Origin of the sequence: Actinoplanes sp. SE50/110 (genome assembly GCF_900119315.1) — a bacterium.
Lineage (GTDB): Bacteria > Actinomycetota > Actinomycetes > Mycobacteriales > Micromonosporaceae > Actinoplanes.
This window is the reverse complement of record NZ_LT827010.1, coordinates 7,632,781-7,648,362: the sequence shown is the minus strand read 5'-3', so window position 1 is coordinate 7,648,362 and position 15,582 is coordinate 7,632,781. Positions and strand designations below refer to the sequence as shown.

At 68.7% G+C, this 15,582-nt stretch carries 11 protein-coding genes; 7 read left to right on the top strand and 4 right to left on the bottom strand.

Translation table 11 applies throughout. From position 1 onward, the window contains the following. Positions 1-51: 51 nt before the first annotated feature. Positions 52-1,215 (bottom strand): hypothetical protein, encoded by a 1,164-nt coding sequence (locus ACSP50_RS34125; RefSeq protein WP_014693880.1) that lies wholly within the window; start codon positions 1,213-1,215, stop codon positions 52-54. A 488-nt stretch (positions 1,216-1,703) separates the two neighbouring features. Here ACSP50_RS34125 and ACSP50_RS34120 point away from each other — a divergent pair, with 488 nt between their 5' ends. Further along, positions 1,704-3,857, top strand: a complete 2,154-nt coding sequence (locus ACSP50_RS34120; protein ID WP_052311799.1) for a sigma-70 family RNA polymerase sigma factor — start codon at positions 1,704-1,706, stop codon at positions 3,855-3,857. Between the two features lie 102 nt (positions 3,858-3,959). On the opposite strand, the gene ACSP50_RS34115 is transcribed toward ACSP50_RS34120, so the two are convergent. After that, complete coding sequence (locus ACSP50_RS34115; RefSeq protein WP_014693878.1) at positions 3,960-4,355, bottom strand: hypothetical protein; 396 nt, start codon at positions 4,353-4,355, stop codon at positions 3,960-3,962. A gap of 25 nt (positions 4,356-4,380) precedes the next feature. Next, positions 4,381-6,390, bottom strand: coding sequence for a hypothetical protein (locus ACSP50_RS34110; protein WP_043516111.1), 2,010 nt, complete (start codon positions 6,388-6,390; stop codon positions 4,381-4,383). 91 nt (positions 6,391-6,481) lie between these two features. Here ACSP50_RS34110 and ACSP50_RS42770 point away from each other — a divergent pair, with 91 nt between their 5' ends. Further along, entirely contained in the window at positions 6,482-6,748 is a 267-nt protein-coding gene (locus ACSP50_RS42770; RefSeq protein WP_155123708.1) for a hypothetical protein, read from the top strand. 167 nt (positions 6,749-6,915) lie between these two features. On the opposite strand, the gene ACSP50_RS34105 is transcribed toward ACSP50_RS42770, so the two are convergent. Further along, positions 6,916-8,082, bottom strand: a complete 1,167-nt coding sequence (locus ACSP50_RS34105; protein WP_014693875.1) for an acyl-CoA dehydrogenase family protein — start codon at positions 8,080-8,082, stop codon at positions 6,916-6,918. 92 nt (positions 8,083-8,174) lie between these two features. Here ACSP50_RS34105 and ACSP50_RS34100 point away from each other — a divergent pair, with 92 nt between their 5' ends. From ACSP50_RS34100 to ACSP50_RS34080, 5 genes are all read left to right on the top strand, one after another. Next, on the top strand, positions 8,175-8,993 hold the full coding sequence (locus ACSP50_RS34100; protein WP_014693874.1) for an MEDS domain-containing protein: 819 nt from the start codon (positions 8,175-8,177) through the stop codon (positions 8,991-8,993). Between the two features lie 116 nt (positions 8,994-9,109). After that, complete coding sequence (locus tag ACSP50_RS34095) at positions 9,110-10,825, top strand: putative Ig domain-containing protein (RefSeq protein ID WP_043512739.1); 1,716 nt, start codon at positions 9,110-9,112, stop codon at positions 10,823-10,825. 20 nt (positions 10,826-10,845) lie between these two features. After that, positions 10,846-11,556: a type II secretion system protein J gene (locus ACSP50_RS34090; protein ID WP_155123707.1), complete on the top strand. Its 711-nt coding sequence runs from the start codon at positions 10,846-10,848 to the stop codon at positions 11,554-11,556. Between the two features lie 2 nt (positions 11,557-11,558). Beyond that, positions 11,559-13,106, top strand: a complete 1,548-nt coding sequence (locus tag ACSP50_RS34085) for an RICIN domain-containing protein (RefSeq protein WP_014693871.1) — start codon at positions 11,559-11,561, stop codon at positions 13,104-13,106. 105 nt (positions 13,107-13,211) lie between these two features. Further along, a complete protein-coding gene (locus ACSP50_RS34080) occupies positions 13,212-15,572 on the top strand; it encodes an excinuclease ABC subunit UvrA (RefSeq protein WP_014693870.1) in 2,361 nt (786 codons plus the stop codon). Positions 15,573-15,582: the final 10 nt, after the last annotated feature.

Here is a 15,582-nt window from a genome sequence, read left to right as displayed (position 1 = left end):
ACGGCGGCGGGGGCTGTCGCCGTACCGACCGGTTGCCGGTTTGGGTGGGGGTCAGCTGGTGGGTCCGGTGGTGATGCCGGTGGTGTGGGCTTGTTGTTGCCAGCGTTGGTGTTCGTTGTTTTCGGTGGTGGTGGTGGGTGTTTGGGTGGTGTTGTCGTGGCAGGCGTTGGGGGCGCAATCGGTGAGTACGGGGGCGAGGGGGACGGGTTTGCCGGTGGGGCTGATGTAGGTGACGGCGGTGGTGTTGCCGGTGGCGGCGTTCGCGGTGAAGAACGTTTCGTGGTAGAGGTTGCGGATGTAGAAGCCGGTGTAGTGGCTGTTGATGACGCGTCCGTCGGGGAGCCGGCCGGTGGAGATCATCCGGTTGCCGGTGATGAGGTTGTGGTGGCCTTCCGCGATCGCGATGCAGATGTTGGAGAACGACACGCAGTGGTTGCCGCGGCAGGTCAGGTAGCGGGAGGCGTGTTCGGCGGTGTTGCCGGGTGAGCTGTCGCCGCATGTGATCATGCTGCCGTTGTTGCTGAGGGTGGGGTCTTTGGCGTAGGCGCCGCGTAGGTAGTTGTCGGTGATCAGGGCGGGTCGGGCGGGGGTGCCCGCGACGCCGGTCACGCTGATGATGTCGCTGTAGTCGCTCTGGCCGGGTTGGTTGACGATCTCGTTCCAGGAGATTTCGAAGTGTCGGGGTTCGATGATGCCGAGGGTGGCGGAGAAGAACCCGGCGCAGGAACCCTGTTTCGTCGTGCGGGGGTCGGGGTTGTGCTGCGGGTCGCAGCGGCCCCGGGTGACCCGGCCGTCGGTGTCGAACGCCCGGTTCCGGGAGATGAGCAGTTCGTCCATGCTGCCGGGTTTACGGTCGCCGGTGATGTGGATGCCACGGGTGTGCCGGAACTCGTTGTTGGTGATGACGACCCGGTGGGGCCAGACGGCTTTGAAGAAGAAGCCACGGGCCCGGCCGGTCAGCCCGGGATCGAGGCCTTCCCCGGTGCAGTTGCGGACCGTGACGTTCATGCTGATCTGGGTGGCGCGGTCGGTGCTCCACGCGCCGATCAGGGTGCCGGGTCCCCGGACGTGACACTGCTCGATGATCACCGGTTCGCTGGTGTGGATGGTGACCGCGGCGACGTCCGGGTTCGTGCTGGCCCAGTTCCCGCGGTAGGTGCCACCCTTGGTGATCTCCAACGGCCCCGCATACACGATCGGGGCGGCCGTGGACATGGCGGACGGCGTAGCTCCGGGAGTGCCCGCGAGCGCGGCCCCGGCCGGGGCGGTGGTGGTCGTGGTGATGCGCGCTGTCGCTGATGCGCTCGGCCGGCCCGCGGCCGTACCCGCCGCGTGGTTGTCTCCCCGGGGGCCACACGCGCCGATGAAAAGCGTCAGGGAAATGGCCGCGATGAAACCGGCTAGTGCTGTCCGAACCCGAGTGGACTCACCTCGGTCGCGATGCAATGACATGGATTCTCGTCCCATTCTTGGTGTACCGGCAAGGGGGGAGAATAGGTCCGCGAAGGCCAATAGGGAACCGCTGAAAACTCACATCAAGTTTGTGATATCTCAGCTCATGCCGTGACTCGCGCGGGGGTGGCCGTCCCTATCCAGCCTCGGCGGTGGCCTTTCGGTGATTCACCGGGTACGGTTTCGGCGGCCGGACAAAGCTGTGCGAGGTAATGATGACATCGACGGACGATCGCGTATTGAATGCGGCAATGGGTGGTGATCGCCGGGCTCGGGAGGACCTGTTCCGGCGACAGTTGCCGGTGATCTACTCCGCGGTCGCCCGGCTGGTTCCCGCGGAACGTGTCGACGATGTCGTGCAGGAGACCGCGACCCGGGCGATCGAACACCTCGACGAGCTCCGGGACACGTCCCGCCTGCGTTCCTGGCTGCTGACCATCGCGCTGCACGAGGCGCGGCGAGACCGGGCGGCGCGCTCGGTGGCACCCGACTGGCGCCTTCCGGAGCCCGGCCCCGATATCGATCCACAGGATGTGGCGGTCGCCCGCGTGACGATGTCCGGTCAGCGGCGGGAACTGGCCGCCGCGACCGCCTGGCTGGATCCGGACGACCGGGAGCTGCTCACGCTCTGGTGGCTGGAGACGCTGGGAGAGATGGACCGGCCGGCGGTGGCCTCGACGCTCGAGCAGGAGGCCGCCTACGTGGCCGTGCGGTTGCAGCGGCTGCGGGAGCGGCTCATGAAGGCGCGCGTCCTCGTCCGCGTACTGGCCGGCACGGATTCCTGCCCGGAGCTGGCGGCGGAGTCGTCCGGGTGGGACGGCGAGCCTTCCGCGCTCTGGCGCAAGCGTTTCCTGCGTCACGTCTCGTCGTGTGGCCGATGCGGCGCGGCGGGCGGCGCCCTGATTCCGCCGGAGCGGCTGCTGCCCGCCTTCCCGCTGCTGGTGCCGGCGCCGGCGTTTGCCGCAGTGTCGTCCGCGGCCGCCGGAGCTCCGGCGAAGGCCGCCGGAACGCAGGTGAAGACGGTCGTACGAGCGGTGCGCCGGTTGCAGTCGCTGGGTGGCAACACTGCCGCCGCGGTGGTGGCCACGGTGGCGGTCGCCGCGGCGTCGATCGGCGTTTACGCTGTCCGGGCGCATCGACCCGACCCCGCCCCGGCGGCCGCGGTGGAGCCGGCGGCTCCCGGCTCGCCGGCCGGACGGGCCCCGAGCGCGGCCCCCGCATCGTCGGCACCGGCGCCGGCCCGGGCCTCCGTCACTCCGATCGTGTATGCGGGGCCGTTGGAGATCACCAAGGGTGGCACCTACCGCGGGAACTGGGCCAGCACGAACCCGGACGTCGCCGCGGTCACCATCCACACCAGCGAACCGGTGATCATCGAGCAGTGTCACGTCCGGGGACCCGGCACCCTGATCGGCGCGTGGAGCACCGACCGCGCCACCCAGATCAGCATGAACGTCACGGTCCGCAACTGCACCGGGGAAGGCCTCGATCCCGGGCTGACCGGCCGGGCCCGTGGCTTCTTCTTCAAAGCCGTCTGGCCCCACCGGGTCGTCATCACCAACAACGAGTTCCGGCACACCCGTGGCATCCACATCACCGGCGACCGTAAACCCGGCAGCATGGACGAACTGCTCATCTCCCGGAACCGGGCGTTCGACACCGACGGCCGGGTCACCCGGGGCCGCTGCGACCCGCAGCACAACCCCGACCCCCGCACGACGAAACAGGGTTCCTGCGCCGGGTTCTTCTCCGCCACCCTCGGCATCATCGAACCCCGACACTTCGAAATCTCCTGGAACGAGATCGTCAACCAACCCGGCCAGAGCGACTACAGCGACATCATCAGCGTGACCGGCGTCGCGGGCACCCCCGCCCGACCCGCCCTGATCACCGACAACTACCTACGCGGCGCCTACGCCAAAGACCCCACCCTCAGCAACAACGGCAGCATGATCACATGCGGCGACAGCTCACCCGGCAACACCGCCGAACACGCCTCCCGCTACCTGACCTGCCGCGGCAACCACTGCGTGTCGTTCTCCAACATCTGCATCGCGATCGCGGAAGGCCACCACAACCTCATCACCGGCAACCGGATGATCTCCACCGGCCGGCTCCCCGACGGACGCGTCATCAACAGCCACTACACCGGCTTCTACATCCGCAACCTCTACCACGAAACGTTCTTCACCGCGAACGCCGCCACCGGCAACACCACCGCCGTCACCTACATCAGCCCCACCGGCAAACCCGTCCCCCTCGCCCCCGTACTCACCGATTGCGCCCCCAACGCCTGCCACGACAACACCACCCAAACACCCACCACCACCACCGAAAACAACGAACACCAACGCTGGCAACAACAAGCCCACACCACCGGCATCACCACCGGACCCACCAGCTGACCCCCACCAAAACCGGCAACCGGCGGTGCTCCGAACGAACAGCTGTCGGGCCGGACGCCCACCCGGGCGTCCGGCCCGATCGGTATCGTGCTTCCCTGCGCTCTACAGGTTGTCGATGCGGGCCAGGAGCTCTTCCTCGGAAAGGTTCTCCAGGACCGCGTCCTGCTTGCGGCCCAGGATCGCCAGCAGCTTCTCCTTCTCCAGCTTCTTGGCGGCCGCCGCCTTCGCCGCCTGGTCCTCCGCGAGGCGGACCGCGATGACGTGTTTGACCACCTCCAGCTTGGCCTCCCAGGTGGCCTTGGCCGGGTTGCCGTCGGTGGCTACGAAGGACTCGGTGTCGACGGCCTTGAGCTCGGCGTTGACGGCCCTGGCCACGTCGTCGAGGCTGAAACCGGACTTGGCGGTCAGCGGCAGGTCCCACAGCTGTTCGGTGCTGAGCAGGCCCTTGGCCGACGGGTAGCGGAACTTCTCCCGCGTGGCCTTCTCGAAAACGGTCACGATCGTCCCTTCGGGGTATGGGGCGTCAGAACTGGATGCTGATGAGGCGGCGCCGGCCGCCGGTCATGGTGACCTTGGCGACCACCGCGTTGCGGACCGTGGAGCTGAAGCCGAGGCCGGACAGCTGATCCTGCGCCGGCTCACACTTGGTGCGGTCGCCGAGCACCTCGAACACCTTGCGGTGCGCCAGCAGATCGTCGCGGAGGAACTCGTTGTAGATGCCCCGGGTCGGCTGGTCGTTCACGCACCCCTGCAGGATGAAGAAGTAGTGGCGGTTGCCGACCTCGTTGCCGTCGAAGTGGTTCGGCGAGTACATGATGGTGGAAACCGGCACGAACTGTTCGGTGGTGATGCCCCACACCTCCCGGCCGGCGCTGCCCAGCCGCATGTCCTCGCCCGGCCGGAAGGCGGTGATCACCTCGTCGGTGACCGTCATCCGGCCCACCTCGACGGTCTCCTTCTGGCCGACCGCCCGGTCGTGGCGATAGTGCTCGATCCGCCCGTTGCTCTCGGTCTCGATGACGAAGCCGACCCGGGTGCTCTCCCGCTTGCGGAACTGGTTCACCTCGATCCGGTACTCCCCGTCCGGGACGGTGCCGGTCCAGGTGACGTTCTCCACCGGCTCGCGGGAGAACGCCCCGCCGGCGTTCATGTCGACGTCCAGCTTGTTGCGCTTGTCCTGGTACCAGATGTGGTCGCCGTTGGGTTCGAACACGTGCAGGTCGAGGTCGTCGTGGTTGAACCAGGACAGGCTCACCCGCAGCTTGCCGGTGACGTTCCCGCCGGCCCGCTTGACCCTCTCCCTGATCGAGTCGGTCACATTGCCGCCGTACGACCAGGCGAAATCGTTGTCCCACCGGAACAGCCGCGGGGCGTCCGGGTGCCGGCCCGTGGTGAGACTGACCAGGTGTGGCTCGTGGCTGTCGGCGACCCACAGGTCGATGGCCGCGGCACCGGGCATGATGTCCTTCAGGAAGACGGCCACCGGGACCTCCTCCGGCTTCGCGTCCCGCGGGCGCGCCGCTGCCGACCCGGTGGTGGCCGCCTGCATGAGCAGCCCCTCGATGCCGTCCTTCATCCGCGACTGCGTGTCGTTGTCGACCCACAGCACATTGGTGACCGACACGTCGGACAGCCGGGCGAACCGCCGCTGCAACGACTCCTCGACACCCAGCTCGTCGATCGTCTTCATGGCGGCCTGCACCATGGCCGGGGTGATCAACGCGGTGGGACGCTGGTAGTTCTGCGGTGCCACCTTCGTCTCGAACGACCGGACCGCGTGCTCCGGATCGACACCCGCGGACAGATCCTGGACCAGGGTGCCGATCACCGTGTTGCGGAACCGGGCCGCCGGGTTCACCGCGTTGGCGAAGACGAAGGCCCGTCGGTCCGTCGCCTGCGTCCACCTGTTCCGCAGCGACCGGAACTCGGTCACCGCCCGGCGGTGCTCCGCGCCACGGTAGAGGGCGTTGTCGTCGATCAGGTCGACGACGGTGTCCAGGGCGGGCGTGGTCAGCTCGGCCAGACCACGCTGGAACACCTGCACCGCCGCGTCGAAGACGCCCCGGGCCGCGCCGATGTCCTCGGCGCGATGCCGCTTCTCCACCCTGCCGTGCAGGTGGTCCCACACCTCGACCCGGCCGTCGCGCAGCGCCCGGGTGGTCTTCGTCCCGTACCGCGCCTGGGTCGACCGGAAGATGGTGGACAGCGGCAGCGTGCCGACGAACTCGTCCATCGCGGCGGCGACGACCGAGAACACCGGGTCGGACGCGGACACCCCGGACCACACCGAGCGCACCTGTCCGTCGCGGATCTCGACGACGTTTCCGAAGTTCTTCACGAACACGCGGCAGGTCGAACAGTCGTACTCGGACCGCTCCCGGAAACGGACATTGGTGCCGGCCGGAAAGGCGTCGAGAAAGGTGAGCCAGAGCGAATCCCGGTCGAGCCCGTCGCCGACGACGAACAGCTCGTCCTTGGACATCGTGGACAGACGGGCGCTCACATCCGTCACGAACTGCTGGAAACCGTCCACCGTGTCATCCCCCTCGATCACCGCCGATCCTAGGGAGCCCGCCTCGCCGGAGAAACGCATTTCCGATCCGGCAGGGATCTACGGTGGCACCGTGACGTTGACCGGTGAACTTGTGGCCGCGGTTGCCGCGGAACTCCGCGACCTCGGCGTGGTCCGCGGAAAGCACCAGGCGCTGATGGTGCGCGGCGAGCGTGGCGACACGGTGCTGGTGAAGCTGGAACGCCATGCCAGCCCGCCGCGGATGGAGGAGTTCGTCGTCGACATCTCCTCTGCCCTTCCACGACCTCATGTGCCGGATCGAGGACCTGAGCACCACGGATCTGCGGGATCTCACCCGCTTCTTCCGGTCGCGCTCTGACGATCCCAGCCTGGCTCAGCTGGCGGACTGGATCGAGAAGCACTTCCAGTGACCGCTCCGGAGCACCCCGGAGATGCCGGTGCCTGGGCGAACGGAGCGCCCTGAACAGCCTGAACGCCGCGCCGCCTACCTGTTCGAGCAGGCGACCGGCCGGACCCTGTGCACCCTCAGCGATAGGCGGCGTGACCGGTGAGGGCCTGGCCGATGACCAGGGTGTGGATCTCCGAGGTGCCCTCGTAGGTCAGCACCGACTCCAGGTTGTTGGCGTGCCGCAGCGGTGAGTATTCGAGGGTGATGCCGCTGCCGCCGAGGATGGTGCGGCACTCGCGGGCGACGGCCAGCGCCTTGCGGACGTTGTTGAGTTTGCCGACGCTGACCTGGTGCGGCTTCAGGGTGCCGGCGTCCTTGAGCCGGCCCAGGTGCAGGGCGAGCAGCGCACCGGTGTTCACGTCGACCGCCATGTTGGCGAGTTTCTCCTGGGTGAGCTGGAAGGCCGCGATCGGCCGGTCGAACTGCACCCGGCTGCCGGCGTAGTCGAGCGCCACCTGCAGCGCGTCGCGGGCGGCGCCGACCGCGCCGAAGATGATGCCGAACCGGGCCTCGTTCAGACAGCTGAGCGGGGCGCCGAGGCTGCGGGCTCCGGGCAGCCGGGCGGAGTCGGGCAGCCGGACCTCGTCGAGGATCAGCTCGCCGGTGATCGACGCCCGCAGGGACAGCTTCTGCTTGATGGTGCGGCTGGTGAAGCCGGGGGTGCCGCGCGGCACCAGGAAGCCGCGGATGCCGTCCTCGGTCTGCGCCCAGACCGTGGCGATGTCGGCGATGCTGCCGTTGGTGATCCACATCTTGGTGCCGGTGAGGATCCAGTCGTCGCCGTCGCGGACCGCCCGGGTGCGCATGTTGGCCGGGTCGCTGCCGAAGTCGGGCTCGGTCAGGCCGAAGCAGCCGATCGCCTCGCCGGCCGCCATCCGCGGGAGCCACTCCTGCTTCTGCTCCGGCGACCCGTATCTCCAGATGGAGAACATCGCCAGGGAGCCCTGCACGGAGACGAAGCTGCGCAGCCCCGAGTCGCCGGCCTCCAGCTCCAGGCAGGCCAGGCCGTACGCCACGGCGCTGGTCCCGGCACACCCGTAGCCCTCCAGGTGCATCCCGAGCACACCGAGTCTGCCCAGCTCGGGCGCGAGCTCGCGGGGGAAGGTGCCGGCCTCGAACCACTCCGCGACGTGTGGGCGCACCCGGTCGGCGACGAACCGGCGGACGGTCTCCTGGATCTGCCGTTCCTCGTCGCTGAGCAGTCCGGCGACGTCGAGCAGTTCCAGCGGGTCGGTGAGGGCCATGCGTCCTCCAAGGTTTCGGCGCACCCGATTCAGCGATGGTACGGCCGCCCCCGGCTCACTACGGTGAGGCCTTGGACAAAAGGGGAGTCACGATGGCCGAGCTCGATGCGCTCGACCGGCTGGGCCCCGGTGATCACGCCTGCCTCGTCTTCGACGACGAGTCCGTGTGGGCCCGCGGTGTGGCGTCGTTCATCCGGTCCGGGCTGCGTCGGCATCTGCGGATCATGTATTGCGGGCGGGACGCCGACCGGCTGCCGGCCATCCTCGGCGGCCTGGGCCTGAACGTCGGCGCGGCGCTGGAATCCGGTCAGCTCGCCCTGGCGGGGGTGGACACGGCGTACCTCCGCAAGGGGGTCTTCGATCCGGAAGCGAGCCTGCTGGCCTGGGCGGCGCAGGTCGCCGCCGCCCGCGCGGCCGGCTATCGCGGGATGGTCGGGATCGGCGACATGTCGTGGGCGTGCCGGTACGCCGGCATCGAGCAGCTCGCCTGGTACGAGGCGCAGGTGAACCGGATCTGCGTGGACGGTTTCACGATGGGCGTGTGCCTCTACGACCGGCGGCTGTTCAGCGAGCCGGACCTGCGCCGGGTGACCCGCACCCATCCGGCGCCGCTGCTGCGGGCGGTGCGCACCAGCGAGCCGCGCGGCCTGCGGGTCGCCGGGGAGGCGGACCTGTCGAACCGGCAGGCGCTGCGCGCGGTGGTCGAGCATCTGATCGAGGACACCGCGGCCGGCCCGGAACCGGTCACCCTGGATCTGAGCGACCTGCGGTTCGCCGACTCGGCCGCCGCCCGGATCCTGCTCACCCCGGCCCGCGGGACCCCGCTGCGGGTCACCGGGGTGAGCGGCCCGCTGCGCCGGCTGCTGGACTTCCACTGGTCCGGACCGCCCGAGGACCTGCGAATCGAGTAGAACACTCCACTTCTCTTCCGGTGTGCCGATGGTGCCTGTTGGCAGGACTGTGCCCCGCGGGGGCACCGGAGGATCAGCGGAGGAGTGGGATGCGCGGCCAACCGTCTGACCGTCGCATGGACGAGGGCTTCACGCTGCTCGAGGTGCTCGTGGCGCTGGCCGTGATCAGTGCCGCGATGGCCGGTCTGGGCGCATTCTTCGTCAACGGTGCGCTCACCGTCGCTCAGCAGCGTGATCAACGCTACGCCGCACGGCTCGCCAGCAGCGCGCTCGAGCAGGTCCGCGCCCTGGAAGGCTCGGCGCTGCTCGACGGGCGCGGTCAGGCGAAGGTTGACCAGCAGTGGGCGGAGGTGCAGAGCGGGCCGTTCGCGAGCATGATGCAGCCGTACCTGTCGCACATGCTGAAGCTGGGCATCCCGAACAGCACCGAGGGCGACAACGCGGCGCTGCCGACCGTGCCCAAGCCGGTCACCGTCGGCACCACCAGCTACCAGCAGAGCATCTTCGTCGGCCCGTGCGAGGTCTACGTGACCCGCGACGACGACTGTGTCGTGCCGCTCCCGCTGACCGACCCGAACCGTCCCACCGACGCCACCTCGATCCTGTCGTACTACCGCGTGGTGGTGCTGGAGACCTGGCGGCACAAGACCTGCACGGCGCCCGGCAACCAGTGCGGCTATGTCGCCTCGACGCTGGTCTCCAGCAAGAAGGACGACGCCAAGTTCAGTTCCACCCGGGCGATCCCGAAGATCCGCCAGCCCGACATGAAGGTCTTCTACCGCAACCTCAACAAGGTCTCGGTCAAGATGAAGGTGACCGGCGGCAACCTGCCGAACACCTGGAGCGCGGTCAACCTGCCCGACGGGCTCAGCATCGACCCGCAGACCGGCATGGTCGGCGGCACCCCCACCAAGCTGGGCACCTGGTCCAACGCCACCACCGGCACCTACGTCAGGGTGGTGGAGAACGCGCCGCCGACCGGCACGCTGTCCCCGCGCTCGGACAACGACAAGGCGCTCGGCCTGACCTGGAAGGTGATCGACCCGCCGGTCGCCAGGTCGCCCGCCACGTGGAGCTACGCCGGCGCCGCGATCAGCATCGCGCCGGTCGTGGTGGACACCTCGGTGCCCTACACGTACTCGATCTCCGGCCTGCCCGCCGAGCTGTCGTTCGACCCGGCCACCGGGGTGATCACCGGGACGCCGGCGCAGACCTTCAGCGCCACCGTCACGGCCGTCACCACCGCGAACTACGTCGCGATCGACGTGCCGTTCGCACACACGGTGGTCCAGCCGCTGACCCTGCAGCCGATCACCGACCAGACGGTCGACCTGGTGTCGACGGTCAGCGTGCCCGCGGTCGCCGCCGGCGGTGACGGAAAGTACACGTTCACCGCGACCGGCCTGCCGGTGGAGCTGAGCATCAACGCCACCACCGGCGTGATCTCCGGCGGCCCGGTGCTCATCGCCGGCCGGTACCTGCCGACGGTCACGGTGAAGGACGGGCTCGGTGGGTCGGTGAGCGTCAGCTTCGTGATGCAGGTGGGCTCGCCGTCGACCACCCTGATGTTCACCGCTCCGGCGGCCGTGCAGACCTCCAGCGCCGGTAAGGCGGTGACGATACCGATCACCACCAACGCCGACGCGCTCAATGTGAAGGGCGTCAAGGTCACCGCCACCGGGCTGCCGACGGGTGTCTCGGTGGACAAGAAGGGCGAGAACCTCACCGGCACCCCGCTGCTGCCCGGCGTCTACACCGTCACGCTGACCGGTACCCCGTCGGGCAAGGACGCGCAGGTCACGCAGTACACGTTCGTCTGGACGATCCTGTGAACACCCGGAAGGGGGGCGGCGTGCCGCCGTGGAAGCGCCGTCCGGCCGACGATGACGATCAGGGCTTCTCGCTGATGGAGGTCCTGGTCACCACCGGGATCATGTCGGTGGTGACGATCGTCGCGGTGACCGCCCTGCTGCAGATCTACTCCGGCACCCGGCAGATCGAACAGAACTCGGTCGCCGGTGACCAGCTGGACATCAGCTATGTCCGGCTGGACCGGGAGCTGCACTACGCGACGTACGTGTACGGCCCGACCCCGGGGGCGACCAACTCCCGGTCGTACCTGGAGTTCGCGGTTCCGCCCCGGCAGAAGCTCCTGACGGACACCGTCGACCCGCCCGTCCGCTGCCGGCAACTGATGTTCGACCCGGTCAAGAAGACGTTGACGATGGCCACCTGGGACCTGCCCGGCACCACGCCGGGCACCCCGGCCACGCTCGCCACCGACGTGGTGCTCGACGCCGGCGCCACGACCCCGTTCGCCGTCGTCAAGCCGGGGGACACGCCGTTCGTCACCGCGAGCGCCGGGACGGTCGGGGTGGGTCCGCAGTTCAACGCCAACTATCTGATGGTCCGGATCCGGTTCCAGGCGAAGGTCGGCGACGCCGTCCAGCGTTTCGACAACTCGTTCACCTCGCAGAACATCACCGATGAGAACGACGGTGACACGTCCGCCGACCCGGTGCCGGACCCGGACAGGAACTGCAGCAACGTAGGGAGGCCGTAGCCATGATGACGCTTCACCGGTCCGGCGACGACGATCGCGGATCGCTGCCCATCGCGATGATGGTGGTGCTGACCGGCCTGGTCCTCTCGGTCGCGGTCCTTCCGATGATCGTCCGGCAGGTCAGCGGGGAACGGTCGATTTCGGACCGCAACACCGCCCTGGCCGGGGCCCGCATCGGCCTGGACGTGGTGATGGCCCGGATCGCGTCGGCCAGCATGAAGATCGCCGCGTCCGACCCCTCGGCCGTCGGCCTCCTGGAGGATCTGCCGGACTGCAGGAATCCGGTCGAGGGTGACGTCGGCGTGGGCCAGGAGAAGCTCAAGTATTCGGTGACGATCGCCTACAAGGACTCCGAGGGCACCTCGCTCACCTGTCCGCTCACCAAGGTCCCGAAGACCGCGGAGCTCAAATCCACCGGTGCGGGCTCGCTGAACGTCGCCCCGATCGGCAAGCCCGCCCAGTACGGCTCCCGCGTCCTGAACGCCTCCTACACGTTCGCGCTGGACAACGACAACCAGAAGGCGGTCGGCGGCTCCATCCGGATCGACACCTCGACGGTCGGCAACCTCTGCATGGACGCGGTGTCGAAGACCCCGGCGGCGGGCGCGCCGGTGAAGGCGCGGCTCTGCGACGGCAGCAGCACCCAGCAGTTCCAGTACACCGAAGAGCTCTACCTCAAGCTGGTGAACTCGGAGACCGACGCCTACCCGAACGGCATGTGCGTGTTCGGCACCACGGCGCACGCCAACGGCAAGGCGGTCGTGCTGCAGCCCTGCCCGAGCGGCAGCATCGTGGCCGACTTCCAGTGGAGCCTGGACAACAACAGCGAGCTGAAGTCGACCAGCCCGACCCGGACGGTGGAGAACTTCTGCATCAACCTCACCACCGGCAGCAAGGTGGACACCCCGCTGGTGCTGAACTCCTGCAGCAGCAACTCGTCGCTGAACGTCTGGCGCTTCGACGCCGGGGTGGGCGCCGGCATGGCCGGGGAGGAGACCTACCAGCTGGTCAACTACTCCCAGTTCAGCCGCTGCCTGGACGTGACCAGTCGGTCGGTCACCTCGACGTACATGATCGCGTGGTTCTGCAAGCAGGACCCGAACGGTGTCGTGGACTGGAACCAGACCTGGTACCACCCGGTGCCGGTGGCTCCGGCGGTCGAGAAGCAGGGCGTCATCTACGTGATCTCGAGCGGCAAGCGGTACTGCCTGAAGTCGCCGCTGGTGGCCACCACCAGCAGCTGGGTGACGGTGACCGCGACCGGCTGCCCGCAGACCACCGTGACCAGCAACGTCGGGATCCCCGCCGAACTGCTGTGGAACGTACGCCGGGCCACCGGCAGCTACACCACCAGCTACCGGATCGAGGATGCCAAGGGCCTGTGCCTGCAGCCCACCGACCTCGCCACCGGGGTCAAGAACGTGGATCTCCACGCGGACGGCACCAGCAAGGTGAAGGTGGCCGTCTGCAGCAGCGCCGAGCTGCAGAAGTGGAACGCTCCGCCGGACATCAGCAACTCCAGTCCGCTGACCGGCGTCAAGGAGAACTGAGAGCGGGGCCGGGGCACACCGATGCCCCGGCCTCCGCGCCCGGGCGGCTGAACCGGTCAGGAAACGAGAAGCCGGCCGGCTCCGGCCGCCACTAGCCTTTCCACCATGGAGACCACGCACCCCGCCGACAGCCACGACCTCATCCGCGTGCACGGCGCGCGGGTCAACAACCTCAAGGACGTCAGCGTCGAGATCCCGAAACGCCGGCTCACCGTCTTCACCGGGGTGTCCGGCTCGGGCAAGAGCTCCCTGGTCTTCGGCACCATCGCGGCCGAGTCCCAGCGGATGATCAACGAGACGTACAGCGCGTTCGTGCAGGGCTTCATGCCCGCGCTGGCCCGGCCCGAGGTGGACGTGCTGGACGGGCTGACCACGGCGATCCTGGTCGACCAGGAGCGGATGGGCGCCGACCCGCGCTCCACGGTCGGTACCGCCACCGACGCCAACGCCATGCTGCGGATCCTGTTCAGCCGGCTCGGCGACCCGCACATCGGCTCCCCGCAGGCGTACTCGTTCAACGTCGCCTCGATCTCCGGCGCCGGCGCGGTCACCATGGCGAAGGGCGGGGTCACCACCAGGGAACGCCGCAGCTTCAGCATCACCGGCGGAATGTGCCCGCGGTGCGAGGGCCGCGGCGCGGTCACCGACTTCGACCTGACCGCGCTGTACGACGACAGCAAGTCGCTGAACGAGGGCGCGCTGACCATCCCCGGGTACAGCATGGACGGCTGGTTCGGGCGGATCTTCCGGGGCTGCGGATACTTCGACCCGGACAAGCCGATCAGCGAATACACCAAGCGGGAGTTGACCGACCTGCTCCACCGCGAGCCGACGAAGATCAAGGTCGACGGGATCAACCTGACCTTCACCGGGCTCATCCCGTCCATCCAGAAGTCGTTCCTGGCCAAGGACCGGGAAGCGATGCAGCCGCACATCCGGGCCTTCGTCGACCGGGCGATCACGTTCACCACCTGCCCCGACTGCGATGGCACCCGGCTCAACGAGGGCGCCCGCGCGTCGAAGATCCGCGGGGTGAACATCGCCGACGCGTGCCGGATGCAGATCAGCGACCTGGCCGCCTGGGTGCGCGACCTCGACGAGCCGTCGGTCGCCCCACTGCTCGGCAAACTCCGGCACACCCTCGACTCGTTCATCGAGATCGGCCTCGGCTACCTGTCCCTGGACCGGCCGGCCGGCACCCTGTCCGGCGGTGAGGCGCAGCGCACCAAGATGATCCGCCACCTGGGCTCGTCGCTCACCGACGTGACGTACGTCTTCGACGAGCCCACGATCGGTCTGCACCCGCACGACATCCAGCGGATGAACGACCTGCTGCGGCAACTGCGCGACAAGGGCAACACGGTCCTGGTGGTGGAACACAAGCCGGAGGCGATCGCGATCGCCGACCACGTGGTCGACCTCGGGCCGCTGGCCGGGGCGGGCGGCGGCGAAGTCGTCTACCAGGGCACCCTCGAAGGGCTGCGGGCCAGCGGGACCCTGACCGGGCGGCACCTCGACGACCGGGCGGCGGTGAAGAACGACGTCCGCAAGCCGTCCGGATTTCTGGAGGTGCGCGGAGCGGACCGGCACAATCTGCGCGGTGTCGACGTCGACATCCCGATGGGTGTGCTGGTCGTCGTCACCGGCGTCGCCGGGTCGGGCAAGAGCAGCCTGATCCACGGCTCGGTGGCCGGGCGGGACGGGGTGGTCACCGTCGATCAGGGCGCGATCCGCGGGTCGCGGCGCAGCAACCCGGCGACGTACACCGGTCTGCTCGAACCGATCCGCAAACAGTTCGCCAAGGTCAACGGCGTGAAGCCGGCGCTGTTCAGCGCCAACTCCGAAGGCGCCTGCCCGAACTGCAACGGCAACGGGGTGATCTACACCGATCTGGGGATGATGGCCGGGGTGGCGACCACCTGCGAGGTGTGCGAGGGGCGGCGGTTCGACGCGTCGGTGCTCGACTACCGCGTCGCGGGGAAGAACATCAGCGAGGTGCTGGCGATGCCGGTGGCCGAGGCGGTGGAGTTCTTCGCGGCGGGGGACGGGCGGAATCCGGCGGCGCACCGGATCCTGGCGCGGCTTCTCGACGTGGGGCTGGGATATCTGACGCTGGGGCAGCCGCTGTCGACCCTCTCCGGTGGGGAGCGGCAGCGGGTGAAACTGGCCGTGCACATGGGGGAGCCGGGCGGGGTGTTCATCCTCGACGAGCCGACCACCGGGCTGCACCTCGCCGACGTGGAACAACTGCTGGGACTGCTCGACCGGCTGGTGGACGCGGGACGGTCGGTGATCGTGATCGAGCATCACCAGGCGGTGATGGCGCACGCCGACTGGATCATCGATCTGGGGCCGGGCGCGGGACATGACGGCGGACTCGTCGTCTTCGAGGGCACGCCGGCGGAGTTGGTGGCCGGGCGGTCGACGCTGACCGGTGAGCACCTGGCGGCCTACGTGCGGGCGTAGGTCATCATGT

Bases quoted from the DNA above. Each gene is read 5' to 3' on its own strand.
- ACSP50_RS34125 (WP_014693880.1), bottom strand. From the start codon at position 1,215: ATGTCCACGGCCGCCCCGATCGTGTATGCGGGGCCGTTGGAGATCACC.
- ACSP50_RS34120 (WP_052311799.1), top strand. From the start codon at position 1,704: ATGGGTGGTGATCGCCGGGCTCGGGAGGACCTGTTCCGGCGACAGTTG.
- ACSP50_RS34105 (WP_014693875.1), bottom strand. From the start codon at position 8,082: ATGGCCCTCACCGACCCGCTGGAACTGCTCGACGTCGCCGGACTGCTC.
- ACSP50_RS34100 (WP_014693874.1), top strand. From the start codon at position 8,175: ATGGCCGAGCTCGATGCGCTCGACCGGCTGGGCCCCGGTGATCACGCC.
- ACSP50_RS34095 (WP_043512739.1), top strand. From the start codon at position 9,110: ATGGACGAGGGCTTCACGCTGCTCGAGGTGCTCGTGGCGCTGGCCGTG.
- ACSP50_RS34085 (WP_014693871.1), top strand. From the start codon at position 11,559: ATGATGACGCTTCACCGGTCCGGCGACGACGATCGCGGATCGCTGCCC.
- ACSP50_RS34080 (WP_014693870.1), top strand. From the start codon at position 13,212: ATGGAGACCACGCACCCCGCCGACAGCCACGACCTCATCCGCGTGCAC.